At 64.1% G+C, this 24,372-nt stretch carries 22 protein-coding genes; 8 read left to right on the forward strand and 14 right to left on the reverse strand.

Translation table 11 applies throughout. The features are described 5' to 3' along the window. Nucleotides 1-10: 10 nt before the first annotated feature. A complete protein-coding gene (locus tag C7450_RS25410; RefSeq protein WP_110377278.1) occupies nucleotides 11-1,051 on the forward strand; it encodes a hydroxyacid dehydrogenase in 1,041 nt (346 codons plus the stop codon). 42 nt (nucleotides 1,052-1,093) lie between these two features. Here the strand turns inward: C7450_RS25410 and C7450_RS25415 are convergent, their stop codons facing one another. The 3 genes from C7450_RS25415 to C7450_RS25425 all read right to left on the reverse strand — a co-directional run bounded on the left by C7450_RS25415 (nucleotide 1,094) and on the right by C7450_RS25425 (nucleotide 4,093). Next, complete coding sequence (locus C7450_RS25415) at nucleotides 1,094-2,134, reverse strand: hydroxyacid dehydrogenase (protein WP_110377279.1); 1,041 nt, start codon at nucleotides 2,132-2,134, stop codon at nucleotides 1,094-1,096. A gap of 137 nt (nucleotides 2,135-2,271) precedes the next feature. Next, nucleotides 2,272-3,075, reverse strand: coding sequence for a sugar phosphate isomerase/epimerase family protein (locus C7450_RS25420; RefSeq protein WP_110377280.1), 804 nt, complete (start codon nucleotides 3,073-3,075; stop codon nucleotides 2,272-2,274). A gap of 10 nt (nucleotides 3,076-3,085) precedes the next feature. Further along, nucleotides 3,086-4,093 (reverse strand): hypothetical protein, encoded by a 1,008-nt coding sequence (locus C7450_RS25425; protein ID WP_110377281.1) that lies wholly within the window; start codon nucleotides 4,091-4,093, stop codon nucleotides 3,086-3,088. 330 nt (nucleotides 4,094-4,423) lie between these two features. Between C7450_RS25425 and C7450_RS25430 the strand changes: the two genes are divergently transcribed. The 3 genes from C7450_RS25430 to C7450_RS25440 all read left to right on the forward strand — a co-directional run bounded on the left by C7450_RS25430 (nucleotide 4,424) and on the right by C7450_RS25440 (nucleotide 7,739). Further along, a complete protein-coding gene (locus C7450_RS25430; protein WP_110377282.1) occupies nucleotides 4,424-5,719 on the forward strand; it encodes an ABC transporter substrate-binding protein in 1,296 nt (431 codons plus the stop codon). A gap of 236 nt (nucleotides 5,720-5,955) precedes the next feature. Continuing rightward, the gene (locus C7450_RS25435; protein ID WP_110377283.1) at nucleotides 5,956-6,885 is read left to right on the forward strand and encodes a carbohydrate ABC transporter permease; all 930 of its coding nucleotides are present in this window, start codon (nucleotides 5,956-5,958) and stop codon (nucleotides 6,883-6,885) included. Further along, a complete protein-coding gene (locus C7450_RS25440; protein ID WP_110377284.1) occupies nucleotides 6,882-7,739 on the forward strand; it encodes a carbohydrate ABC transporter permease in 858 nt (285 codons plus the stop codon). Before C7450_RS25435 ends, C7450_RS25440 begins: the two co-directional genes overlap by 4 nt. Nucleotides 7,740-7,758: 19 nt before the next feature. Here C7450_RS25440 and C7450_RS25445 read toward each other — a convergent pair whose 3' ends face one another. From C7450_RS25445 to C7450_RS25455, 3 genes are all read right to left on the reverse strand, one after another. Then, nucleotides 7,759-8,772 (reverse strand): LacI family DNA-binding transcriptional regulator, encoded by a 1,014-nt coding sequence (locus tag C7450_RS25445; protein ID WP_146227531.1) that lies wholly within the window; start codon nucleotides 8,770-8,772, stop codon nucleotides 7,759-7,761. A gap of 110 nt (nucleotides 8,773-8,882) precedes the next feature. Continuing rightward, complete coding sequence (locus tag C7450_RS25450) at nucleotides 8,883-9,317, reverse strand: DUF1810 domain-containing protein (RefSeq protein WP_110377286.1); 435 nt, start codon at nucleotides 9,315-9,317, stop codon at nucleotides 8,883-8,885. Nucleotide 9,318: 1 nt separating this feature from the next. Then, nucleotides 9,319-9,681 carry a winged helix-turn-helix transcriptional regulator gene (locus tag C7450_RS25455; protein ID WP_110377463.1) on the reverse strand — a complete coding sequence of 121 codons (363 nt, stop codon included), beginning with the start codon at nucleotides 9,679-9,681 and terminating at the stop codon, nucleotides 9,319-9,321. A gap of 100 nt (nucleotides 9,682-9,781) precedes the next feature. On the opposite strand from C7450_RS25455, the gene C7450_RS25460 reads away from it, so the two are divergent. Continuing rightward, entirely contained in the window at nucleotides 9,782-10,327 is a 546-nt protein-coding gene (locus C7450_RS25460; RefSeq protein WP_110377287.1) for an NADPH-dependent FMN reductase, read from the forward strand. A gap of 206 nt (nucleotides 10,328-10,533) precedes the next feature. Here the strand turns inward: C7450_RS25460 and C7450_RS25465 are convergent, their stop codons facing one another. The 4 genes from C7450_RS25465 to C7450_RS25480 form a co-directional block, all read right to left on the reverse strand. Further along, nucleotides 10,534-11,409 carry a VOC family protein gene (locus tag C7450_RS25465; protein WP_245450113.1) on the reverse strand — a complete coding sequence of 292 codons (876 nt, stop codon included), beginning with the start codon at nucleotides 11,407-11,409 and terminating at the stop codon, nucleotides 10,534-10,536. A gap of 90 nt (nucleotides 11,410-11,499) precedes the next feature. Next, nucleotides 11,500-11,913, reverse strand: a complete 414-nt coding sequence (locus tag C7450_RS25470; protein WP_110377288.1) for a DoxX family protein — start codon at nucleotides 11,911-11,913, stop codon at nucleotides 11,500-11,502. A 127-nt stretch (nucleotides 11,914-12,040) separates the two neighbouring features. After that, nucleotides 12,041-12,952 (reverse strand): LysR family transcriptional regulator, encoded by a 912-nt coding sequence (locus C7450_RS25475; RefSeq protein ID WP_110377289.1) that lies wholly within the window; start codon nucleotides 12,950-12,952, stop codon nucleotides 12,041-12,043. 74 nt (nucleotides 12,953-13,026) lie between these two features. Next, complete coding sequence (locus tag C7450_RS25480) at nucleotides 13,027-14,163, reverse strand: LacI family DNA-binding transcriptional regulator (RefSeq protein ID WP_170147430.1); 1,137 nt, start codon at nucleotides 14,161-14,163, stop codon at nucleotides 13,027-13,029. Between the two features lie 142 nt (nucleotides 14,164-14,305). On the opposite strand from C7450_RS25480, the gene C7450_RS25485 reads away from it, so the two are divergent. Both C7450_RS25485 and C7450_RS25490 read left to right on the forward strand, forming a co-directional pair. Further along, a complete protein-coding gene (locus C7450_RS25485; protein WP_110377291.1) occupies nucleotides 14,306-16,033 on the forward strand; it encodes an IlvD/Edd family dehydratase in 1,728 nt (575 codons plus the stop codon). A 14-nt stretch (nucleotides 16,034-16,047) separates the two neighbouring features. Next, complete coding sequence (locus C7450_RS25490; RefSeq protein ID WP_110377292.1) at nucleotides 16,048-17,451, forward strand: neutral/alkaline non-lysosomal ceramidase N-terminal domain-containing protein; 1,404 nt, start codon at nucleotides 16,048-16,050, stop codon at nucleotides 17,449-17,451. Between the two features lie 320 nt (nucleotides 17,452-17,771). Here the strand turns inward: C7450_RS25490 and C7450_RS25495 are convergent, their stop codons facing one another. From C7450_RS25495 to C7450_RS25510, 4 genes are all read right to left on the reverse strand, one after another. Continuing rightward, nucleotides 17,772-18,665, reverse strand: coding sequence for an ABC transporter permease (locus C7450_RS25495; RefSeq protein WP_425351259.1), 894 nt, complete (start codon nucleotides 18,663-18,665; stop codon nucleotides 17,772-17,774). After that, the gene (locus tag C7450_RS25500; RefSeq protein ID WP_110377293.1) at nucleotides 18,662-19,606 is read right to left on the reverse strand and encodes an ABC transporter permease; all 945 of its coding nucleotides are present in this window, start codon (nucleotides 19,604-19,606) and stop codon (nucleotides 18,662-18,664) included. Before C7450_RS25500 ends, C7450_RS25495 begins: the two co-directional genes overlap by 4 nt. A gap of 50 nt (nucleotides 19,607-19,656) precedes the next feature. Then, nucleotides 19,657-21,234 (reverse strand): ABC transporter substrate-binding protein, encoded by a 1,578-nt coding sequence (locus C7450_RS25505; RefSeq protein ID WP_170147431.1) that lies wholly within the window; start codon nucleotides 21,232-21,234, stop codon nucleotides 19,657-19,659. 89 nt (nucleotides 21,235-21,323) lie between these two features. Continuing rightward, the gene (locus C7450_RS25510) at nucleotides 21,324-22,004 is read right to left on the reverse strand and encodes an RraA family protein (RefSeq protein ID WP_110377295.1); all 681 of its coding nucleotides are present in this window, start codon (nucleotides 22,002-22,004) and stop codon (nucleotides 21,324-21,326) included. 287 nt (nucleotides 22,005-22,291) lie between these two features. Here C7450_RS25510 and C7450_RS25515 point away from each other — a divergent pair, with 287 nt between their 5' ends. Further along, nucleotides 22,292-24,367: an ATP-dependent helicase gene (locus C7450_RS25515; protein WP_245450114.1), complete on the forward strand. Its 2,076-nt coding sequence runs from the start codon at nucleotides 22,292-22,294 to the stop codon at nucleotides 24,365-24,367. Nucleotides 24,368-24,372: the final 5 nt, after the last annotated feature.

Raw genomic sequence — 24,372 nt, forward strand, 5'->3', positions numbered from 1 at the left:
GAATATTATCATGAGCTTTGCCATCCACACATCCGCGGGCAATGCGGCGAGCAACCATCCCCTCGTCACGATTCTCCTTCCTCCAGAGGCCCGCAGCCTCGTGCTCAGCCAGGCCGCGTTGGAGAAATTGCGCGGCTTCGCGCGGGTGCGGACAACCGACGAGACAGCGCTGACCGAACCGCTCATGGCGCAACTGCTGGATGGCGCCGCAATCTGCATCACCGGGTGGGGAACCCCGCCACTTGAGCCCTATCTCCCCGCCTGCGACCAACTGGGTTTGGTCGCGCATTGCGCGGGGAGCATTCGCCGCCTCGTTCCGGCGGCAGCGGTGGCGGATGGGTTGCGTGTCACGCATGCGGCGGCGGCGATCGGGGACTCCGTCGCCGAGTTCACCGTGGCGCAGATCCTGATGGCGCTTCGCCATGGAGATGCCTTCGACAGCGGATTGAAGGCCGGCGCGGGCTGGGACATGCGGAACCGCTATCCCGGCCGGCTCCTTGGCGCGCTCACTGTCGGCATCGTCGGTGGCGGCTATGTCGGCCGATCCGTGATCCGGCTCATCCGCCCCTTCGGGGCGCGGGTCCTCGTCACCGATCCGGTGATGAGCGACGAGGCCGCGCGGGACCTTGGCGCCGAGCGGGTGCCGCTCGATAGGCTGATCGCGCAAAGCGACGTGGTCTCATTGCACGCGCCGCTTCTGCCGGAGACCACCGGCATGTTTGGCGCGGCCGAACTGGCGCGGCTCAAGGACGGCGCGCTCCTCGTCAATATGGCGCGATCGCCGCTGGTCGACGAGGAGGCCCTCATCGCGGAGTTGCGCAGCGGACGTATCCGCGCGGCGCTCGACGTGTTCAATGTCGAGCCATTGCCCATGGCGAGCCCGTTCCGCGATCTCGGCGGGCATGTGCACCTGTCGCCCCATGCGGCAGGGCACACCCAGGACGGGCACTGGCGGCAGGGCGACCTCATCGTCGCGGAGATTGAACGGTTCATGCGCGGCGAGCCGCTGCGCCATGAAATTACCGCCGCGAGCTACGACCGCATGGCCTGACGGACGGGCGCGGCCTGCGGCGCGCGCGACCGTGCCAGGGTCTCATCCGATGCGCGCCAGCGAGGCTCGCGCAATCTGACCAAGCAGCGGCTTTCCCGCGACATAGCGCTCGATGTCATTGACGATGGCGGTCAGCATGCGCTTGCGTTCGCTGCCCTGCGGGCCGGCGATATGGGGCGTCAGGAAGACATTGGGAAGATCGAACAACGGCGAATCCGGCGGCAAGGGCTCTGGGTGCGTGACGTCCAGGCTTGCGCAAATGCGGCCGGAGACCAGTTCGCGCACGAGCGCCGCGTGGTCAATGAGGATGCCGCGCGCCGTATTGATCAGCGTCGCGCCGTCCTTGAGCAAGGCCAGACGCCGCGCGTCCAGCATATTGATGGTTTCATCCGTAATGGGCGCGTGGACGGACAGAATATCGCAGCGCCCGATCATGTCATCGAGGCTGTCGACCTTCTCCGCGCCCAAGGCGATGGCGTGCTCGCGCGCGAGGAACGGATCATAGACGAGGACCTCGACGTCATAAGCCTGCAGGCGTTCGAGGACGCGCAGCCCAACCCGTGACGCACCGACGATCCCGACTGTCTTGCCGAGGAGCCCGCAATCATGGGTCGTGCGGCCGCTATAGGCGATCTCACGATGCTGCCGATAGCGTTGCGACTGGGCAAAGGCGCGCTTGCCGGCGAAGGTGATCGCCGCCAGGGTGAATTCAACGACAGGCAGGGCGACCGCGTTGACGGCGGCCGTCACCTGGATGCCGCGCTCCCACACCTCCTCCGGCAGAAACTGCTTCACGGTCGCCGCAAGGTGGCCGACGAGCCTGAGGCGCGGTGCCTGTGCCAGGGCAGCCGTATCCAGGAGCGGCGCCCTCCACCCGGTCACGAGAATGTCCGCCTGGGCGAGAAGTCGCTCCGCGCGCGCGTCGCGATAGGTCTGCATGGGCGCGTCGTCAAGAATATCGGCAATGGAGGCCAGCCGTCCGAGGTCGTGGCTGTCCAATGCGCCGTCATAACGCTCCGGGTCGAAGGCGAAGGCAAGGGTCGGGCGGGCAAGCGGGGGGTGGGCAGGAGTGGGGCGGTGCATGGCACGCTGTCGCTTCTGGATGCGGGGAAATGGGATTGGAACGATGCCGGCGCGATCGCTGCGACGGGTCGGCGTCTTTGGCTTGCAGGCTGGCGGCGTCGCGATGGCCGGCGTCAGATCGCCTCGGATCCTCCGCGTCAGGCCGCGAACAATGACCGGAAGGCGGGAAGCACCTCCTCCAAGGGCGCAAGCGCGGGGTGCCACAGGCGCTCCCATTCGAGGCTGACAACCCCGGAAAATCCTGACTCGCGCAGAACGTCGCGGAGATCTGACAGTGGAAACTCGCCCTCGCCCAAGGGCACATAGCGATAGCCGTGACGGGTGTCCGGCGCGGTGATGCTGTCCTTGACATGCATATGGACGATGGCCGGGCCGATCCGCGCCCAGGTCCGGGACGGCAGTTCCCCGCTTCTGCGCCATGTGTGGTGCGTATCCCATAACAGTTTGCAACCGGGATAGCGGACGGCGAAGGCCTCGAGCACGTCGGGCTCAGCAAGGCTGTCATGGGTTTCGACGATGATGTCGACGGGCGTAGTGAGGCGCGCCCGCTCTGCCTCCCACCAGGCCAGCGTCTCTCCCGCGCTCTCCAGTTCCGCGCGATCGCCGTGGGTGCCACCGTCGAACACGCGCAGGAACGGCGCATCAAGAGCGCGAGCCCAGTCAATATAAGCCAGGAACCTCTCGCGATCTTCTTCCGTATTGCCGATCAGCCGCAAGGATGTACCGAGCGCAACCACCGGAACGTCAAGCTTCTTCGCTGCGACGCGCAATTCTGCGGGCGTTCCATAGCGCGCCGCAAAATAGGCCGGCAGATCGACCTGGCCGCCGAGGGCGCGCAGTTCGAGCATCGCGATTCCGTGCCGCTTGGCGAGCTGCGCGACCGCATCGAGCTCCAGGTCCGGGCAGCCGAGCGAGGAAAAAGCCGTGGCATAGGGAGACATGGCAGAGGCCCTATATGAAGGGGCGACGATCGAGCACGAGCTTCAAGGGTCTATCGGTGATGACCAGCCCCGGCAGCGCCTGCTGCACTTCCGCAAAGGCACAGAGATTACCGAACAGGGCATGCAGGTCGTTCAGCCCGTCGTCGGTTCCGGGATCGAGCGACACGACGTATTCGCCAAGACGTCGCGCGAGCCTTTCCATCGCGCTCCTGGCCTCACCGAAACGGTGATCGCAGGCGCGCAGCGCCCGGTTCATGCAGTAGAACCAGTCGATCTCGGCGAAGCCGATGCGCTCTCCGAGCGGGAACTGCCGTTCCGCTTCCATCTCCAGGCAACTGTCGATCAGTCGCTCCGCATAGCGCATGGGCCGTCGCGCATATTGCATGTTGAAGAGATAGTGGAACGTGCCCGCCATATGCGGCACCATCGTTGTCGTGCCGCTGTGGCTGATGCGAGGGAGGTCGCGGCCAGCGAGGAGGCCCGTCGCCGGATCCGTATTGTCCCAGAGCCAGGCGAAATAAGCATCCTGCCAGGCGAGATCCACCTCCTCGGCGAGGACCAGCGCCGCATAGAGGCCCGCCCCGCGATGGGACTCGCGCCATGGATTGCCCCGCCAATCCAGGGAGGCGACGAAGTCCCGCATGCCCTCAGCCGTGGTGTAGCGGCGCAACGCGGTGAGCGGATGCGACGGCCCCGCGTCGAACAGCTCGAGCGCGGCGATACAATGCGCGGTGGTGTGGATAGGATGGTGCGTCGGCTCCTCGAACAGCCCGCTTTCGGGTGACTGCAGCCCCTGAAGCGCCTCCACCCAGCAGGCGCGCACCTCCGGCTCGCGCGGGAAACGTCCGATCGTGTAGAGAATATTGGCCGCGTCGGCACATCCGTAAGGATTGATCCCGAGGTCTCGCGAACCATCCTCCGCCTGCGTATTCCAGCGGCGGTAGATGCCCGGCGCGATCGCGTGGTTGGCAACAATGGCTTCCGCATGGGCGATGTACCGGCGCAGATCGATCGTCATGTGTTTCGTCCCTGTTCGCCACGCAGGAAAAGCGTCATAGCGCCCCATGGCCTTTGTTCATCGATGGTCTGATCAGCCGGGGCTCGGCGGAACGCGCCTCGATCACGAATTTGCGTAATTTCGCAAACTCGCCGTGATCGCGCTCAAGTCGCTGTTCCATAAAGCACTGCATAGGTTTCATAGCTGACAGCCTGCACGAATGTCGAGGCCAGATCAGCATAAAATCACAATTTGCGCAACTTTTCGTTGACAGGAAAATTTGCGTAAGAATGATCAGTGTCGAGATTGAAGCCCGCAGCAAGCCGGCCGTTGCCGATAGGGGAGAACGCCATGAGGGGTATTGTCCGTTTGACGATCGCAAGCGCTGCGGGGAGCATTGCTCTTGCCGCGGCCACCTTCGCCCATGCGCAGGAGATCATGATCTGGCATGACAAGGGCGACGACGGACTGCGCATGATCGAGCAGATGAGCGAGCTTTATAAGAAGGAGCACCCGAACGTCACGATCAAATCGCTGTCCATGCCGACCGACCAGTGGTTCAGCCGTACGATTGCCGCGCTCAATACGAATACGGCGCCCGATATCATCTTCAATGACAACCCGCGTATCGTGCAGATCCAGCAGACGACACGGAAACTTTCGGATCTGAAGCCGCAGCTCGAGCAATTGTCCGCAGACGATAGGAAGGCGATCTCTCCGGCCGATCTCGCGGCCTCCACCTATCAGGATCGCCTTCTGCAAGTTCCCTTCCAGCGCACCATGACGGGCCTTGGTGTCCGCAAGAGCTGGCTCGCGAAGGTGGGGGAACCCTATCCGCAGACCTGGGACGACGTGCTGCGCGTCGCGAAGAAATTCCAAGACGAGGATCCCGACGGGAACGGCCGCAAGGATACGTTTGGCATCGCGATGCAGGCGGGTGACGCCGCATCGATGATCAATGCCGGGATCAGCCTGCTGGTCTACGGCAATGGGCTGCCGCATCCGGTCATCGACGACAAGGGCGAGATCATCATCGATCAGCCGGAGGTCGCGAAAGCGACGATCGAATACTTGAAGCTTTTCACGGACTATAAGCTCGTCTCGCCGGAAACCGTGAACCACACCTTCACGGACATGTACCAGCTCATCGAGGGCGGCCGTGTGGGCATGTTCCGTGTGGGCAACTGGAATGTCGGCAAGTGGGACAAGTCGCCGCCCGCCGGAGACTATGTGGTTGGCGGATATCCGACCTTCGGGCCGGGGCCGGGCGCGATGGTCGTCGGCTCGGTGCGCGGCATGGCGGTGCCCGAGAATGCGAAGAACAAGGATGCGGCCAAGGACTTCGTCAAGTTCATCGTATCGAAAGGCGCGCAGCAGATCTCGCTCAACAATATGGGCGGGAGCCTGCGCGGGGATCTCGACACGGCCGGCCTGACACCAGGGTTGAAGCCGTTCGTCGAGGCGAGCAAGCTTCAGATGGATGATTTCGCCGCAGCCAAATTTCCCTGGTATCTCAAGCTCCAGGAGGCCTATTACAAGCATCTCATCGAGGCCGTGAACAACCCGCCGGCTGATTGGAATGCCTGGATCAAGACAACGGCTGATGCATTGCGCAAGGAGCAGGCAAGCCTTCAGAAGAAGGGCTAGAACCCCAGGCCTCACCGAGATGTGGGTGCGGCATGTCCTGAAAATGCAGCGTTTGGCTTAGCCCGCATCGAAATTCAAGAATTGCCGTAAGACTTGCTGCAAGAGTTCCCACCGTCATCACCGGGCTTGTCCCGGTGATCCCGACCGGAATGGCGCCTCGATGTATCGGGATGGCCGGGACGAGCCCGGCCATGACAGCGGAGAACGCTGAACGTCGTTTGGCCTAAAGGAAACCTATGTCATCCGTCGCTCTTCATCGGGTTCCGGCCGAACGGCTTTCGAGAAAGCCGAGAAACGCTGGCCAATACGCCACGCTGTATCTCTTTCTTGCGCCCTTCGCGGTCATGACCATCCTCTTCGGTCTTTGGCCGATCGCCGACAGTATTCGCATCGCCTTCACCGATTCGAGCACGGCTCTGAGCGACGCACCCGTCTATGTCGGACTGGAGAATTTCCGATCCGTGCTGGCGGACACGACGTTTCAATCGTCGCTGTGGCGCACCCTGCTTTATACAGTGCTTGCCGTTTCCATCAACGTGTCCGCCGCGATCGGACTTGCCGTCCTGCTCGCGCATCCCGCATTGCGGCGTGGACGAACACTCTTCAAGCTCGCGATATTTCTGCCGGTGATTACCCCGGATGTCGCGAGCTTCATCGTCTGGAAATGGATGTTCAACCAGAATTTCGGCATCGTGAACCACACGCTGCTCAGCCTCGGTCTGCCGCCGTTTCCGGGTGTCACCCGGCCCGTCAGTGCCTTCGCGACCTTGCTGATCGTCGAGGCGTGGCAGCATGTGGGTCTTTACACCCTGATCTTCCTGACCAATCTGCAACTGCTCGACAGGACCCTGGACGAGTCCGCGCAGATCGACGGGGCCAACGGCTGGCAGCGGCTGATCTACGTCACGATACCGCAACTGCGCCCCGCTATTACAATCAATACCGTCTACGCCTTGATCGAGTTTCTGAAAACCTTCACCGTCATCTTCGTCATCACCAAGGGCGGGCCGAACTTCTCGACCAATTTCATTTCCTATTATGCCTATACGAAGTTCACAGGCGCGCAATACGGCGAGGCAACAGCCATCGCGACCATTCTATTCGTCATCGTCTTCGGCCTGGCCGCCAGCGCCTATGCCTATCTCGAGCGGAGTGCGAACCGATGAGTGACGCGGAATTCACTGCGGCGCCGACATCACGCCCGGTTACCGTCATCCTGTATGCCGTCGCCATCCTCATCGCCGCCATCTTCATCTATCCGTTCTTCTGGATGGTCGTCAGTTCCTTCCGCACGCAGGAGGCGATCCTGTCGGCACCCATGCGCCTCCTGCCGGAGCATTTCGATACGACCGCCTTCAAGAGCCTCGCGACGATCGGCGGCACCGCCTTGTCCACCTTCGCGTGGAACTCCGTTCTCATCACCGTGCTCGCGACCACCATCGGCGTCGGCGTGATGGGACTTGGCGCCTACGCGCTCTATCGCAATCCGCGCCTGCCGCTCTTCACGAGCCTGCGTTACGGCTTCCTCTTGACGATCATGTATCCCAACATGCTGCTCGTCATTCCGCTGTATTTCGTCTCGTACAAGCTTGGGCTACTGGGGAGCACGCTCGGCATCGTGCTGGTGATGAGCCTCGTGCCGCTCGTCTTCTTCATCTTCGTCCAGTTCTTCAGGACAATTCCCCATGAAATGATCGAGGCCGCGCGCATCGACGGCGCCGGCGAATGGCAGATCTTGCGGCTCATCATCCTGCCGATCGCGCGGCCGGTCATTCTCACGGCCGTGCTCATCGCCTTCCTGATGAACTGGAAGCAGTGGTTCCCGATCATGGTGCTGTCGACGAGCCCGAACACCTATACGTTGCCGGTCGCGCTTGCCGCCCTGAACAGCGAATATGGCGTCGACTTCCAGGCGACGATGGCGCTGGCAACGATAACCGTCGTGCCTGTGGTCGTCCTGTTCCTCGCCACCCAGCGCCGGGTGATGGGCAGTTTCATGGCGGGAGCGGTCAAGGGCTGACGCGTCGCTCCGCGCGCCGTCAGGCGACGGGCCCGATCGCGGCGACGGTCTGCCCCGTCACCGGCACCACGCCGACCTCCACCTGCAGCCTGACCGCCTCGGGATCCGCAAGCCGCCGCGCCATCAATTGCACCGACTGCCGGCCGATGTCCCGTCGCGCGACGCGAAAGGTCGACAACCGCGGCGTGACATGTTCGGCAAAGGGCAGGTCGTCGAAGCCCAGCACCGACACGTCGCCTGGCACGTCGTAGCCGCGGGCATGCAAGGCCTGCATGACGCTGACGGCATAGAGGTCGTTGATGCAGAAGATTGCCGTGGGTGCGCGGCCGTCTTGCAGGGCATCGACAACGCGCTCCACCTGGTCGCGGGTCGGTGCGGCCAGCGTCACCACCGAAAGCTGTGCCTCGGGCCGATCGGCCACGGCCGTCTTGAATCCCCGCAGGCGTTGCAGGGTCGTCCAGCGCAAATGTCCGGACACATAGAGCAAGGAGCGATGTCCCTGTTGCATCAGGATCTGCGCCGCCATCTGGGCGCCATAGAAATTGGACGGGGTGACACAGTCGAAACGCATGTCGGGGTCTGCACCATTCACCAGAACGGTGGGGACCTTGCGGTCCAGCAGGAGTTGGGCGAGTTCGGCGGGCGGGTCGATACCCACCAGGAAGACCGCCTCGACGCGTTGCCGCGCGACATCATCGGCGATGCGCCTGATATCCTCGGTACGATCGTCGGCGAGACGCACCTCGATCGTCATGGATGACACGCGCGCTTCGGCGATCATCCACTTGACGATTCCGTCGTAGAAGCCGGTCAGGCCATCCGTCGTCCGGTCGAGGGTCACATAGGCGTGGACGTGGCGAGAACTGCCGCCCTTGCCGCCCCGCGCCTCATAGCCCATCTCCCGTGCCAGCCGGCGGACACGTTCGCGCAGATCCTCGCTGATGCCCGGAGCGTCCGACAACGCCCGCGATATCGTGCTGACAGAGACACCCAGCGCCTTGGCAAGATCGTTCTGGTTCTTTCGTTGGGTCACGCTGGCCTGCACTTCGCAAATCGTGATGCAAGTCTACGCAAATATGCGCTCACCGCAATCTTTCTAAGCGCTTTCCGCTTTGCGCTTTTCGCCGCCGTGCCGGTGTCGCCTCAATGCGCGAGGAGGTCGAGGGTGCCGGGATGGGGAATTCCGCCGTAAAAGGCCGCGATCGCCTCTTCGAAGGGCGCCTTCGGGTCGCCGCTCGCCCGCGCAAACAAGGTCATCGACGCGTGAAACTTCACGTCATCCGGCGAACCGAAGATGGCATGCGCCGTCAGGCTCGCGTGCTGAAGCACGGCGTCTGTCGCTGACAGGAGCCGCGGCCCGAGAAGGGGATGCGCGAGATAGGCGCTCGCCTCTTCGAGCGAAGCGAGACCATAGAACTGGGCACGCGGGGAATGGCCGAGCCCTCGCAGTTGCGGAAAGATGAACCACATCCAGTGACTGGCTTTGCGGCCGCTGCGCAGCTCGGCCAGCGCGACATCGAAAACGCCGACCTGCGCCTCAACGAAGCGTGTGAGATCAAAGGGATCGCTGTTGGACATGTCAGTCCTCCACGCGGTTGTCATAGGCGCGCCGCGCCGCCAGAACCCGATCGTGGTTGGCCGCGGCCCAATCCCCGAGCGCGCGCAGCGGACAGGAGAGCTCGCGCCCGAAGTTGGTCAGCTCATATTCGACGCGCGGGGGAATCGTCGGGAAAACCTCGCGCGTCACATAGCCGTCACGCTCCAGACCGCGCAGCGTCGTCGTCAGCATCTTGCGCGAAATGCCGTCAACAGACCGTTCGATCTCGCTGAAACGCTTCTTGCCGGTCGCGAGCTGCATGACGATATGCACCGTCCATTTGTCACCGATCAGCGCTATGACTTCATTGGCCTTGTGGCATTTGCCGGGTGAAGGAGCGGCCATCGGTTCCATGAAGGTGCCTCGGTAACGGCAAAGTGCCGTCTTGCGGGGTTATATTCAGTCTCTAATATAGACTGAGTCTCCATTTTATACAGAGCTTGCCATGCAGAATGTCGCCGTCATCGTTGGGTCCTTGCGCCGGGACTCCATCAATCGCAAGTTCGCCGAGAGCATCGGCAAACTGGCGAGCGATCGCCTGAACTTCAGCTTCGTGCAGATCGGCGATCTGCCGCTCTACAACGATGATCTCTGGCAGTCGCCGCCGGATGCCGTGCTGCGGATGAAAAACGAGGTCGAGGCGGCCGATGCCGTCCTCTTCGTGACGCCTGAATACAACAGAACCTACTCGCCGGCGATCAAGAATGCGATCGACTGGGGGACGCGGCCGTGGGGCAAGAACTCCTGGGCGGGCAAGCCCGCGGCGATCATCGGGGCCTCGCCGGGCGCGATCGGCGCGGCGGTGGCCCAGAACGAGCTCAAGGGGCTCGTCACGGTCTGCGGCATGGCCCTGCTGGGTCAGCCCGAGGTCTATTTCACCTACAAGCCGGAGCTCTTTGACGGCGCCAATGAGGTGGCCGACGACAACACGAAGGCCTTTCTGAATACGTTCATCGACGGCTTTGCGGCCTGGATTGCCAAGACGAAGTGAGGGCATGCGTCCAGGGCCGGCCGTGTGCCGGCCCGCGATGACACTGTGCGGGGCGTCGGTTGCTGAACTGCTCCGTCCGACAGGATCGGGCAAAGCCATCGAAAGAGACTGTCGATCGACCGCCCGATCCCTATGAACCGCGGGGCAGCACGAGTTTTCGTCTCGGGTTGCCCCGCATCTATCCGCTCCGCCCCTCCTCGCTCTGCTCAGCCTGCGAGCAGCGTGATCGCTGTGCCCCACGGGTCGCGCAGGTCGAGGCGCTCGGGCGAGGCGGCGCTGGGGTTTGCGACACGACTGCGTGTCGCCGCAAGCCGTGCTTTGCCGACATGGATCTCAAAATCGGCCAGTCCCGTCGACGGATAGGTGCGTTCCGTCGCACCCCGGCTGTTCCAGATATTGGTGGCGATATGGTGGTGATAGCCATCCGCGGCATAGAACGTGCCGCCCTGGTAACGGCAGGTGATGTCGAGCCCCAGTACATCGCTGTAGAACGCTTCCGCCGGGGCAATAGCGCCGACCTGCAAGTGCACGTGGCCAACCTTTCCGCCATCCGGGAAACCCGTCCACGGCTCGTCGCCGGCGCTTGCAAGAAGATCCTCGATATCGAGCGGTTTCGTCGACATCGCGACGCCGCCGTCCGCCCAATGCCATGTGCTCGCTGGCCGGTCGGCATAGATTTCAACGCCGTTGCCTTCCGGATCGGACAGATAGATCGCCTCGCTGACGTCATGATCGGACGCGCCGACGATGGCCGTGCGGATACTGCCGGCATTTCGAGTCCAGCGCCCGAGATCCGCACGCGACGGCAACAGGAAGGCGGTATGGAACAGCCCGGCCTCGCGGGCGGAACGACGGCGCGCCGCCTTGTCCCGGCGCAGCTCCAGCAGCACCGCCTCGCCGGCGCCGAGCTCGGCCGTTTCGCCGTCGCCGCGCAGGAGATGGAGGCCGACAGCACGTTGATAGAACGCGCTGACCGAGTCGAGATCGTTGACGGTCAGCGCGACACGGCCCATCTCGAGCCGACCCATCTCGAGCCGACCCATGTCAAGCCGACCTGTGGCGAGCGTTGATGGCGTTGTCATGATGCAGGCTCCTGGTTTCGGGCGGCGGTGCGCCCCGCGCCGCGGGATTCTCCGCGCGAGGGGCGCTGTAGTCTCTGCGAAGGGCGATGGTTATCTGGCCTGGCGCGCGGTGGTCGGCTTGAGAGCCATCGGGCCATCGCCGATCAAGGCGAGCGCGAAGAGGCCGGCGATCCACAGGCCGAGAAATTCCCAGCCACCCTTCGGATTGGTGAAGAAGAAGCCCGCGGGTCCGTGCACGGTCACGATCGCCCCGACGAGGACCGGAATGAGCGCGATGGCGACAAGGCGCGGCCAGATGCCGAGGATCAAGGCCAGGCCGCCCACCAACTCCCAGGCAATGGTGACATAGGCGAGCCATCCGGGAAGACCGAGCGAGCCGAAGAAGCCGGCCGTTCCTGCGGGCGTGAAAACGAAGAGCTTGAGCCCGGCATGCGCCAGGAAGAGCGCGCCCAGGACAAGGCGCAGAACGAGGGCGGCATAAGGCGCGGTACGCGAATCGGACATGGTCCATTTCCTTCGGCGGGACAATTGCGTTGACGCGAAGAGAATGCCCCCGGCGTCGGGCCATGATTAGCGGGCCCGAATGGCGCTCTTTCTTTCCAAATTGGAAGCAATCCTGCGGCGCCCGCCGCTACCACCCCTCGTCCCAGGCGGGCTTGCCGCGAAAACATGTGACGAGATAATCGACGAGTGCGCGCACCTTCAGCGCGAGATGCCGGCCGGGGGGATAGAGGGCGAAAAGGCCGTGCGGCAGCATTTCCATATCGGGCATCAGCGGACGGACCCGCCCCGCGCGGATGCTCGGGCCGGCGATGAAGCTCGGCACATAGGCGATCCCGAAACCGGCTTCGGCCGCGGCGAGGCAAGCCTCGCCGTTGGAGAAACGCAGGCGTCCCGCGACCGGGACGAGCAGTGTGGTGCCGTCTTCCCGTCGGAACGGCCAGGTCAAGGGATCCCGAAAATTCGCGTCGATGATGCATTCATGGCCGATGAGATCATCGGGATGGAGGGGCGTGCCCCGCGCGTCGAGATAGGCGGGCGCGGCGAGCGGAACGACCCTGACGTCGCACAGCCGGCGCGCGATGAGGCTGCTGTCCTCCGGCTTGCCGATGCGGATCGCGGCGTCGAAACCCTCGTCCACGAGATTGACGACGCGATCGGAGAAATCGACATCGAGCTGTATATCCGGAAAGGCCTGCGCGAAGGCCAGGAGGACCGGGACGAGCTGCGTGGCGCCAAACGACAATGGCGCGGTCAGCCGAAGACGTCCCGCCGGCGCGCCGGAGGCGTTGCGGACCGAGGCGTCGAGCGCATCGAACTCATCGAGCAACGGCTTGATGCGCTCATAATAGGCTTGGCCGACCTCCGTGGGCGACAGGGCCCGCGTCGTTCGCTTGATGAGCTGGACACCAAGATCGGCCTCGAGCTTCGAGATGAGCTTCGAGGCGTGCCCGCTGCTGGTGCCGAGCCGTCGCGCGGCGGCAGCGAAGCTGCCGGCGTCGAGCACCGCCACGAACATGCGGTTGCAATCAAGACGCTCCATGATCCCTTCCAGAAGAACGATGAACGGTGGAGATCGAAACGCCGCACCTTAAAACCTGTCCGAACGCGGCGCGGCTACCGACATCCGCTCGAATGGCCCTCGCCGGCCGCGGCGGTTGCCTCGCCATCACGGATGCCGAACTTAGGCTCGGCAGCCGGCCGGATCGATCCACCCGCAGCGGGATGGACGGGCAGGAGCTTGTGCTGGCCGCCGGGTTCCTCGCCATCGATGGTGCGCACCAGCATGCGCGCGGCTTCCAGCCCTATCTCATAGGCCGGGGACGTCACGCTGCTGAGGACGGGCGTCGAGAATTTACGGAACCAGAAGGCGTTGAAGCCGGTGACCATGATATCGCGCGGCACGGCGAAACCACAGCGTGTACACGCCTGAATGGCTGCGAGGCCGAGCTGGTCGTTGCCCCCCATGATCGCGTCGGGCGCCGGACCCTGGCTGAGCCGCTGCGCGATCTCCTCGACCGATGTTTCGAAATCTTCTTCATGCGACGTGAGGTAGTCGACCACGAGCTGCCCTTCGGCGATCCGGGCGCGGGTCGCATCGGCGATCCCGGCGGCGCGCTGCTCCGTCCCCGGCCAGATCTGGCGTGGCATGACGCAGAGCAGGCGGCGGACGTCAAGGCGCAACAATTCCTCGGTGAGCGCGGCGGCCCCGCCCCTGTCATCCTGGCGCACCGAGCTTGCCGCGGGCAGGTCCTCGGGCGGCAGATCCTGGACGATCAGCATCGGGACATTGAGCTGTGCCAGCGTTCGATACGTGGATAGGCGTTCGTCTCGCCCCCCGGACACCATGACGGCGAAACCGTCATAGCCCGTGCTGCGGCCGACGAAGGCAGCCAAGGCCTCGCGATCCTGCAGGCCATTGACCATGAGGCCATAGCCGATCGTCGCGAGGTGATTGCTCATGCCCGCTGCGACCTGGGTGATATAGGGATCGTCGAGGAAGCGCCGGTCCGGATGCATCACCGTCAGCCCGAGCGCGAATTCCCGCTTGAGGCGCAGGCTGCGGCCGCTGCGTTGCGGCCGGTAGCCCAGCTCGTCAATCGCGGCGCGCACACGCTCCGCGACTTCCTTGCCGACACGCGCCATCCGCCCGTTGATCACGTTGGACACGGTCATCACGGACACGTTCGCACGCGCCGCCACATGGCGCAGGCTCGGCTGTGTCTGGCGCGCAGCAACGGGCTTCTTGCTCATCGAATTCATCTACAATGCTTCGCCATGACCTTGCCATCCCTTTTCCGCGCAGCCTCTGGAAGCGATCTTGATTTAACGATAAATCATCTCTAGACTTCTTGGAAGATGCCGTTCAAAGAACGTGCCTTCCAACGAGGCTTCCATGTCCGGAACACGAAAACGCCTGCGCTCCGCCGAATGGTTCGGCGGGCATGAGAAGGGTGCCTTCATTCATCGCAGCTGGATGAAGAACCAGGGTTTCGCGCCCCATCTTTTTGATGGCCGTCCGGTCATCGGCATCTGCAACACCTGGTCGGAGCTAACCCCCTGCAACGGCCAGTTGCGCGACCTCGCGGAGCAGGTGAAGCGCGGCGTCTATGAAGCCGGTGGCTTTCCCGTGGAATTTCCGGTGATGTCGCTCGGCGAATCCAACATGCGGCCGACGGCGATGATGTTCCGCAATCTCGCGGCGATCGAGGTCGAGGAAGGCATCCGCGCCAATCCCGTCGACGGGGTTGTGCTGCTTGTCGGCTGCGACAAGACCACCCCCGCGCTCCTGATGGGGGCGGCAAGCTGCGACCTGCCGGCCATTCTCGTCTCCGCCGGACCGATGCTGAGCGGCAGCTTCATGGGCCGCATGCTCGGCTCCGGCACGGATGTCTGGCGCCTGAGCGAGGAGATGCGCGCCGGCGCCATCTCCGAGGAGGAATTCACGGCAGCGGAAAGCGCCATGAGCCGCTCTCCCGGCACCTGCAACACCATGGGCACCGCCTCGACCATGGCGAGCCTGTCCGAGACGATGGGCATGACGCTGCCCGGCAACGCGGCCATTCCCTCGGTCGACGCGCGGCGCCGCGTGCTCGCCTTCATGAGCGGCCGGCGGATCGTGGAGATGGTCAAGGATGATCTCCGGATGTCGCAGATCCTGACCCGCAAGGCCTTCGAGAACGCGATACGCGCCAATGCCGCGATCGGCGGCTCGACCAATGCCGTCATCCATCTCCAGGCGCTCGCCGGCCGTGTCGGGGTGGAGTTCAGCCTCGACGACTGGGACCGGCTCGGCCGGGACGTGCCGACGATCGTCGATCTCATGCCCTCCGGGCGCTTCCTGATGGAAGACTTCTTCAACGCCGGCGGCATGCCGGCCGTGCTGCGGCGGCTGCTCGACGCGGGGCTCGTCCACGGGGATGCCCTCACCGTCAACGGCCGCACCATCGCCGAGAACAACGGCAATGCCCGCATTGAAAGCAGCGAGGTCATCCGCCCGCTCGACAACGGCCTGACCGACAACGGCGGCATCATGGTGCTGCGCGGCAATCTCGCGCCGAATGGGGCTATCCTGAAGCCCTCCGCGGCAACACCCGCGCTTCTTACCCATCGCGGCCGTGCCGTCGTCTTCGAGGATATCGACGACTATCACGCCCGCATCGACGATCCCGATCTCGACGTGGACGAGAGCTCGATCCTCGTCCTGAAGAACTGCGGGCCGCGCGGCTATCCCGGCATGCCCGAGGTCGGCAACATGGGCCTGCCGCGCAAGGTGCTGCAGCGGGGTGTCACCGACATGGTGCGCATATCCGACGCCCGCATGAGCGGCACGGCCTATGGCACCGTGGTGCTGCATGTGGCGCCGGAGGCGGCGGTCGGCGGGCCCCTCGCCCTCGTGCGCAACGGCGACATGATCGAGCTCGACGCGCCGAACAACCGGCTCAATCTCGACGTCAGCGACGATGAACTGGCCGCGCGCCGCGCGGAATGGGTCGCGCCGGAACCGCCCGCCAGCGGCTACGAGCGCCTGTTCATCGACCAGATCCTGCAGGCCGACCAGGGCTGCGACTTCAATTTCTTGGCTGGGTGCCGTGGTGCGCCGGTTGCGCGCGACTACGTCTGATAGGGAAGAACGACATGCTGAAAGTGGGAACCGGGCGTCAGGATATGACGCCGCCCGTGGGCATCCCTCACACGTTGTGGGGCGCCCGCACGCGTGAGACGGCCGATCGCATTCACATTCCTCTCAATGCGACCGCCCTTTGCCTCGACAACGACGGCACGCGCGTCATGCTCGTCGAGATCGACGTGACCGGCCTGCCGACGTCCGTATCGGACGATATCCGCGGCCAGTTGAGCCGGGAGACCGGCATACCGGTTTCCCATATCAGCCTTGGTTTCACCCATACCCACAGCGCGCCGGTCTGGAACGCCGAGACGACCAACGGCGCCTCCGCCGATTTGCCGGGCATGAACCTGATGCCGGCCTGGCGCGAGAAGACCATTCAGGCCATTCTCGTGGCCGCCAAGGCCGCGTGCGACACCCTCCAGCCGGCCCGGTTCGCCTCCGGCTACGGGCGCAGCGAAGTCACCGTGCATCGGCGCTTCCGCACGCCCGAGGGCCGCGTCGTGGTCAGTCCCAATCCCGGCGGCGAACGCGATACGACCGTGACCGTCTTGCGGTTCGACGATCTCGACGGGAACACCATCGCGAGCCTCGTCGGCTATGGCACCCATCCCATCGTTCTCGCACATCAGAACTCGGCCATCAGCGCCGAATGGCCGGGCGCGATGAAGCGTTCGGTCGAGGCCTTGCTCGGCGGCACCTGCCTCTTCCTGCAGGGCTGCGCCGGTGACCAGATCCCCTATGAGGCGCTGACCGGCGACGTGCGCGTCGCCGAGCGCATGGGCAATCGCATCGCGGCCGATGCGGCGAGCGCGCTGACCGCGCTCTCCCCTCTCAACCACCGCGACGTCTTCAGCCATGTGGTCGAATCCGGCGCGCCACTCGGCATGAAGACGCGCGAGATCCTGCCCGACACCCCGGCCGCCCTTGCCGTTGCAGAGGTCACGGTCGATCTGCCGGTGCGTCCCTTCGAGCCCATCGACATCCTCGAGCGGCGTGCCGCGGAGACACGGGCGGAATTCCTGGGGCTCGACCGCGAGACCGCCGATCACGCAGACATCGCCGACGTGCATTTCCGCGCGCGCCGCGCCGATATCATGCTCACCATGGCCCGTCGGGCTTTCGGCAAGGAGACGGTGCCGATTGAGATCCGCGCGATCCGCATCGGCGACACGGCCCTCGTCTCCGCGCCGCTCGAGCTCTTTGCGGCAACCGGTATGGCCATCCGCGAGGCGTCGCCGTTCACGACGACCTTCACGGGCGGCTACACCAACGGCACGGAGGGATACCTCCCGCTCGCCCATTCCTATGGCGAAGGCGGCTACGAGACGGAACTCGCCTGTTTCGTGGGACCGGAGGCAGAGGCGATGTTCCGCGCGGCCGCCATCAAGCTCGTCCGCGATCTGCGGGGATGAACGCGGAGCGGGGCGGCATCGCCCCGCTATTCCGCCGTAGGTCCGATCGACCTTGAAAGACAACGCGCGTGGGTCATCCCGGGACGAGCGCAAGCTCGGGACCGGGATCCAGAACCGGTACGCTTCGTGAATAACCGCCGGCCTTGGAGCACCGCGCGCCCTTGTTGGAGCGGCATCGTTTCTGGATCCCGGACAACGGCTTTGCCGTTTCCGGGATGACATCGAGGTTCCGCGGAAGATCGGCATGCTCCAGCGAACAAGGCCCGCGTGATGAGCATCACACGGGCCTTTTGTGTTCCGCGGTTGGCGCGAAGCCCACCTCAGTCGTGGAGCTTCACGCGCGGGTCGAGGACGTCACGCAGGCCATCGCCGAGCAGGTTGAGGCCAAGCACGGTGACCGCGATCGCGACGCCGGGAAAGATCGTCAGCCACGCCGCCTCGCGGATATAGCTGCGTCCCTCCGCGATCATCATGCCCCAGCTCGGCACGGACGGGGCCGAGCCAAGGCCGAGAAAGCTCAGGACCGCTTCGGACAGGACAGCATAGGCGAAGACGAAGCTGAGCTGCACGATGAGCGGCGCCATGCAGTTCGGCAGGATATGCCGGCAAAGGATCTGGATGTCATGGGCACCGGCGCCGATCGACGCCTGCACATATTCCATTTCCTTCACGACAAGCACCGAGGAGCGCAGGATGCGGGCCGTACGGGGAATATAGACGACGGCCAGCGAAATCACCGCCGTCATGGCCGACGGCCCCATCGCCGCGGCGATGCCGATGGCAAGGAGAACCGAGGGGAAGGCCATCAAGGCATCGGCGAGGCGCATCAGGATACCGTCGAGGCGCCGATAGTAGCCGGCGAGCGCGCCGAGGAGGACGCCGAACACGGCGTTCAGCAGCACGACGCCGAGGCCGATCGCGAGGCTGAAGCGGGCGCCCCAGGCGATGCGGCTGAAGATGTCGCGGCCGAGGTTGTCGGTGCCGAGCCAGTACGTGCCCGAGGGGAGCTGGAAGCGGTTGCGGATCGACATCCGCGCCGGATCGAACGGCGAGATCACCGGTGCGAGCACCGCAAGCACGGTGACCAGGAGGCAGAGCGCCATCCCGATCATGAAGGAGCGGTGGCGCAGGAGCCTGCGGACCGTCCGGTTTTTCCAGAACGATCGGCGTTCAACGAGAGCTGCCGCGCCTGCCATATCAGTCACCAGTGTCATTGGAGGCGCACCCGCGGATCAAGCCATGCATAAATGAGATCAACCGCAATGTTGAGTAGGAGAAGGGCCGAGGCGACAAAGAGCAAGCCGCCCTGGATCATCGGATAGTCGCGCGCGAGAATGGCGTTGCCCAGGAGGGCGCCAATGCCGGGAACCGCGAAGATGGTCTCCACGATGACCGAGCCGGAGAGAAGAACGGACAGGATCATGCCGATGACCGTGACGATCGGCATGAGCACGTTCGACATGGCGTGGCGGACGATGATCGTGGTTTCGCGCAGGCCCTTGGCGCGCGCCGTGCGGATGTAGTCCTGCCCGAGGATTTCCAGCATGGTCGAACGCGTGAGCCGTGCGAGCAGGCCGATCTGCATGAGGGCCATGGCAACCGCCGGCATGGTCGCGGCACGCAGCCAGCCGAGTGGATCCTCGGTAAAGGGAACATAGCCGCCGGTCGGCAGCCAGCCGAGCTGGACCGAGAACAGCACGATCATGACGAGGCCGAGCCAGAAATTCGGCACGGAGACCCCGATGAGGGCGATCACCATGGCGATCTGGTCGAGGATGCGATTGTGGCGCATCGCGGCGACCATGCCGATCGAAATTCCAAACAAGATCGTCAGCACGAGCGAATAGATCGCCAGCGATATGCTGATCGGTGAACGCTCGATAACCGTCTCCAGGACCGGCTGTCCGAGAATGAGCGAATGGCCGAGATCACCGTGAAGGAGATTGCCGTAGAAGATGCCGAGCTGGACGAGAAAGGATCTGTCCAGCCCGAGATTCTGCCGCAGTTGCGCCAGTTCGGCGGGCGTTGCATTGGGGCCGGCAAGCATAGCTGCCGGATCGCCCGGCACCAGCTGCATGATGCCGAAGGAGATGAGGCTGACGAGGAACAGGATCGGCACCGCCTGAGCAATGCGCCTCAGAGCATAAGCTAGCATGGGAACTCCGCTGTCATGCCGATCCTTATCGCCGCGCGAATGTTACGCTTTTATTGTTTCAGCCAGACATTGGAGACGCGCGTGTTGAAGAAGGGAATGTAGCCTTCGACATTGGCGCGCGTCGCCTGGATCTTCGGAATGGCCCCGAACGGAATCGCCATGACCTGATCGAACACGCGGGCCTGCGCCTTGGCGAAAGCCTCCTTGCGCTTCTCGAGATCCGGGCTCGACGATAGAATTCTGAATTGCTCCATGAAGTCTTCGTCGGACTTGTTGCCAACCGGCTTATGCACGTTGGACGGATCGGCCAGATTGCGCAGGGACTGGGCCCCGCCTTGCGCCGTGACGGTGATCCAGGTCGTGAAGAAGAAATTCCAGCCCTTGGTGTCGTTGACGCTCATGCCGAGCGCCGTCGGCCAGTCGAGAACCAGAAGTTCCGCATTGATGCCGGCGGCCTTCATCTGCTCGGACATCACAAGTGCTGTCGTATAGGCTCGCGGAATATCGCGCGTCGTGAGCAGCACCACCTTCTCGCCCTTGTAGCCGGCTTCCTTCAGGAGGGCCTTGGCCTTCTCGGGGTTGTTCTGGTTGTAGAGCTGGCTGCCGGCTTCGCTGTAATAGGTCTGACCCGGGAACTGGAAGGACGGATTGAGGCTGAAAGCGCCGTCGCTCGCCGCATCCATGATGTCTTCCATGTTCAGCGAGGCGAGAATAGCCTGGCGCACCTTCAGATTATCGGTCGGCGCCTGCGAGAAATTGGGATAAGTCAGGTTCAGGCCGGCATAGTCGAGTTGAACGACCTTGATATCCTTGTTCTTCGACAGCCGTTCGCGCGAGAGCGTCGGCACGTCCTCGACGATCTGCACCTCGCCGGTTTCGAGCGCCGCCGTGCGTGCGCCGGGTTCGGCCAGCGTGCGGAAGGTGACGGTATCGAGGCAGGCCTCCTTCTGCCCGGCAAAGCCCGAAATGCCCTTGAGCGACTTGTTCGGTACATAGCCGTCGAAACGCTTCACCTTGACATGGCTGTCGGCGACGAACTCGACGAGCTCGAAAGGTCCTGTCCCGATGGGTTTCAGTTGCGTCGGCTCGGCATTGGACTGATCGGCCGGCACGATCACGATCGGCACGGTCGAGGCCGAGATGCTCTCGAGGAAGGTCGCGCGGGGCTCCTTCAGGATAATGCGAAAGGTCGCGTCATCGGGCGTTTCCCAGCGATCGATCGCGTCGAGCGCCGAGCGATCGATACCGATGCGCTTGTAGCGGGCGAAGGACCCGGCGACATCGGCCGATGTCAGCGGCTTGCCGTTGTGAAACTTCACGCCGGGGCGCAACTTGAAGGTATAGGTCTTGCCGTCTTGGCTGATATCGAGTGAATCCGCGAGGTCGAGGACGGGAGCCATGTTCTCGTCGCGCGTCATCAAGGTCTCGAAGATATTCATCGCAACATTGCGTGTGGCATTCGCCGCGTTCACATGCTGATCGAGCGTGCTGAGCTTGGCTTCCATGCCGAAAACGAGATCGCCGCCCTTTCGGCCGCAGATCTCAGCCTGCGCCGCGGCCACCCCCCAGCTCAGAAGGCCAGCCGCAACCGCAGTGCAGGCCAGAAGTCGCGCCTTGATACGTGCCATCTTCATCCCCTTTATCTCGTTTGATGTGATGTGCCCTTCGGCATCTTTGGTGCGGCGCGGCCGGCGCCGGATACGGCAAATGGAACGGCTCAGAGAATTCCGAATTTGGCGAAGACATTGGCGAGGGTTTCGCCCGCCGCGAGCTCGGCCATGGTATTGCGCTCACCCTTGAGGCGGTCTGAGGCTCGCCGGATGACGTCCGCTTCGACGGCCTTCGGCACGACCACGACGCCGTCCACGTCGCCGAAGACGAGGTCGCCGCTCGACACCTTGACACCGGCGCATTCGATCCCGACGTCCAGCGCGACGATCTTGCCCCGGCCCTTGGAGTCGACGGGCGCGATGCCGCCATGGAAGACGGGATATGCGAGGGCCCTGATTTCGCGGGTGTCGCGGACGCAGCCATCCATCAGGGCACCCGCCGAGCCGCGGAATTTGGCGGCCGTGCTGAGAAGCCCGCCCCACGGGGCGATCCGGCCCGATAGGCCGCAGGCAAAGACCGGGATTTCGTCCGGCTCGAGGCTGTCCACAAGCGTGATCTCGAGCTCATAGGGGTTCTCGCCCGGCTGCGGGCGCTCGTAGACCTCGAGATACAGCGCGGTACGCGCCCGTCCCACCATGACACTCGCCTCGTCGAGGGGACGGATGGTGTGGGGCATGGCCTGGTTCACATAGCCCAGATCGTCCAGCACGTCCGACAGAAGGGCGCTGAAGAAGCGCTCCCTGAGATCGCACAACGACGGGTAAGCCTCAATTCTGGTCTCGGTCATCACACACTCGGTCAATGCTTGGCTGTTCGAACCCGCCGGCCGCTCGAACCTTGGCTGCCTCGGCGTTTGATTTATCGTTAAACTATAATTCGGAGACACAGCGAGTCAACTGGCTTTTCGCCAACGCCGCCGCAGGCGCTGATCACGCCGCGCCGCCCACAGATCGGGGCCTGCCGGCCCGGCCACAGCGCAGGTTTACGCGCGCGATCCTTTGCGTTGCGAACAAAACGAGAATTTGTGAACCTGCAGGCTGGCGATCTCAGGATGATTCGCAGGAAGATGTGATTGTGTCAGCGGCCGCAGCCTATCTCGAAACCCTGAATACGGAACAAAGGCAGGCTGTCGAGCATGGCGTTGTGGACGCGAAGGCGACCATCGCACCGCCGCTCCTCATCATTGCCGGCGCCGGTTCCGGCAAGACCAACACGCTCGCCCACCGCGTCGCCCATCTCATCGTCGGCGGCGCCGACCCCCGGCGTATCCTTTTGATGACCTTCTCACGGCGGGCAGCGGCCGAAATGGCCCGCCGCGTCGAGCGCATCTGCAATCGCGTGCTGCCGGCCCATGCCCAGCCGCTGACGGATGCCTTGACCTGGGCCGGGACCTTTCACGGCATCGGGGCGCGTCTTTTGCGCGACTATGCGCAAGAGATCGGCCTCGACCCTGCCTTCACGATCCATGACCGCGAGGATTCCGCGGATCTGATGAACCTCGTCCGCCACGAGCTCGGCTTTTCCCGCACCGAGACACGCTTCCCGACCAAGGGCACATGTCTTTCCATCTACTCCAGGGCCATCAATGCCGAGGCGCCCCTGGAGGACGTGCTCGGCCGCTACTTCCCATGGTGCGCCAGTTGGGCCGAGGAGCTTCGGGACCTTTTCGCCGGCTATGTCGCCGCCAAACAGGCGCAGAACGTCCTCGATTACGACGACCTGCTGCTCTACTGGGCGCGCGCGGCCGCGCATCCCGTTCTGGCTGAGGATATCGGCGGCCGCTTCGACCATGTCATGGTCGATGAGTATCAGGACACGAACCGTCTACAGGCGTCCATCCTCATGGCGCTGAAGCCAACAGGGGATGGCCTCACCGTCGTGGGCGACGACGCGCAGGCGATCTACTCGTTCCGGGCGGCGACGGTCCGCAACATCCTCGAATTCCCCAGGCGTTTCACCCCGCCCGCGCGGATCATCACGCTTGACCGCAACTATCGCTCGACAGAGCCCATTCTCGCGGCCGCCAACGGCGTCATCGATCTCGCAAGCGAGCGCTTCACCAAGAACCTCTGGACGGAGCGCCGCTCCGCGGAGAAGCCACGGCTTGTCACGGTCCGCGACGAGGCCGACCAGGCGCGCTATATCGCGGAGGCCGTGCTTGCCAACCGGGAGGGCGGCGCCAGGCTGAAGCAGCAGGCGGTGCTGTTTCGCGCCACCCATCACAGCCGGCCGCTCGAAATCGAACTGGCGCGCCGCAATATCCCCTTCGTGAAATTCGGCGGGCTGAAGTTCCTGGATGCGGCCCATGTCAAGGATATCCTGGCCATTCTGCGTTTCGTGCAGAATCCGCGCGACCGCGTCGCGGGCTTCCGCGCCATGCAGCTTCTGCCAGGCGTCGGACCGGGCACCGCGCAGCGCGTGCTCGATGCGCTCGCCAGCGCGGACCAGCCGCTCACCCTGCTCCCGACGCTGCCGACGCCGCCGCGCGCCGGCGACGACTGGGCGTCCTTCGTCGCCATGCTCACGACCATCGGCCGGGGCGACGCCGCCTGGCCGGCTGACATCGAACGGGCCCGCCGCTGGTACGAGCCGCATCTCGAGCGTCTGCATGAGGATGCGACGATGCGCGCTGCCGATCTCCTGCAGTTGGAGCAGATTGCCGCCGGCTATCCCTCGCGCGAGCGATTCCTCACGGAGTTGACCCTCGATCCCCCGGACGCGACAAGCGATGAGCCCGGCGTGCCGCATCTCGACGAGGACTATCTCATCCTGTCGACGATCCACTCCGCCAAGGGTCAGGAGTGGTCGTCGGTCTTCGTGCTCAACACCGTCGACGGCTGCATCCCGATTGATCTCGCTGCCGGCACGAAGGAGGAGGTCGAGGAGGAGCGCCGCCTGCTCTATGTCGCCATGACGCGCGCGAAGGACAGCCTGCATCTTGTTGTTCCGCAACGCTTTTTCACCTATGGACAGAACCCGCAGGGCGACCGGCATGTCTATGCCTCGCGCACGCGCTTCATTCCGTCGAGCCTGCTCGCACGCTTCGAGGTGAGCGCCTGGCCGGCTGTCCGCGACGAGGGTGCAGCCCGTTCCGAGGCCCGTAACGTCCGCATCGACATCGGTGCCCAGATGCGTGGCATGTGGCGCTGAGGGCT

The sequence above is a fragment of the Chelatococcus asaccharovorans genome (genome assembly GCF_003201475.1).
GTDB classification, from domain to species: Bacteria; Pseudomonadota; Alphaproteobacteria; order Rhizobiales; family Beijerinckiaceae; genus Chelatococcus; species Chelatococcus asaccharovorans.

Coding starts and splice junctions, on each gene's coding strand:
- C7450_RS25505 (WP_170147431.1), bottom strand. CDS start 21,234: ATGGCACGTATCAAGGCGCGACTTCTGGCCTGCACTGCGGTTGCGGCT.
- C7450_RS25440 (WP_110377284.1), top strand. CDS start 6,882: ATGAGTGACGCGGAATTCACTGCGGCGCCGACATCACGCCCGGTTACC.
- C7450_RS25460 (WP_110377287.1), top strand. CDS start 9,782: ATGCAGAATGTCGCCGTCATCGTTGGGTCCTTGCGCCGGGACTCCATC.
- C7450_RS25415 (WP_110377279.1), bottom strand. CDS start 2,134: ATGCACCGCCCCACTCCTGCCCACCCCCCGCTTGCCCGCCCGACCCTT.
- C7450_RS25495 (WP_425351259.1), bottom strand. CDS start 18,665: ATGACACTGGTGACTGATATGGCAGGCGCGGCAGCTCTCGTTGAACGC.
- C7450_RS25510 (WP_110377295.1), bottom strand. CDS start 22,004: ATGACCGAGACCAGAATTGAGGCTTACCCGTCGTTGTGCGATCTCAGG.
- C7450_RS25450 (WP_110377286.1), bottom strand. CDS start 9,317: ATGTCCAACAGCGATCCCTTTGATCTCACACGCTTCGTTGAGGCGCAG.
- C7450_RS25480 (WP_170147430.1), bottom strand. CDS start 14,163: ATGAGCAAGAAGCCCGTTGCTGCGCGCCAGACACAGCCGAGCCTGCGC.
- C7450_RS25455 (WP_110377463.1), bottom strand. CDS start 9,681: ATGGCCGCTCCTTCACCCGGCAAATGCCACAAGGCCAATGAAGTCATA.
- C7450_RS25465 (WP_245450113.1), bottom strand. CDS start 11,409: ATGACAACGCCATCAACGCTCGCCACAGGTCGGCTTGACATGGGTCGG.
- C7450_RS25435 (WP_110377283.1), top strand. CDS start 5,956: ATGTCATCCGTCGCTCTTCATCGGGTTCCGGCCGAACGGCTTTCGAGA.
- C7450_RS25425 (WP_110377281.1), bottom strand. CDS start 4,093: ATGACGATCGATCTGCGCCGGTACATCGCCCATGCGGAAGCCATTGTT.
- C7450_RS25500 (WP_110377293.1), bottom strand. CDS start 19,606: ATGCTAGCTTATGCTCTGAGGCGCATTGCTCAGGCGGTGCCGATCCTG.
- C7450_RS25485 (WP_110377291.1), top strand. CDS start 14,306: ATGTCCGGAACACGAAAACGCCTGCGCTCCGCCGAATGGTTCGGCGGG.
- C7450_RS25430 (WP_110377282.1), top strand. CDS start 4,424: ATGAGGGGTATTGTCCGTTTGACGATCGCAAGCGCTGCGGGGAGCATT.
- C7450_RS25420 (WP_110377280.1), bottom strand. CDS start 3,075: ATGTCTCCCTATGCCACGGCTTTTTCCTCGCTCGGCTGCCCGGACCTG.
- C7450_RS25490 (WP_110377292.1), top strand. CDS start 16,048: ATGCTGAAAGTGGGAACCGGGCGTCAGGATATGACGCCGCCCGTGGGC.
- C7450_RS25410 (WP_110377278.1), top strand. CDS start 11: ATGAGCTTTGCCATCCACACATCCGCGGGCAATGCGGCGAGCAACCAT.
- C7450_RS25470 (WP_110377288.1), bottom strand. CDS start 11,913: ATGTCCGATTCGCGTACCGCGCCTTATGCCGCCCTCGTTCTGCGCCTT.
- C7450_RS25475 (WP_110377289.1), bottom strand. CDS start 12,952: ATGGAGCGTCTTGATTGCAACCGCATGTTCGTGGCGGTGCTCGACGCC.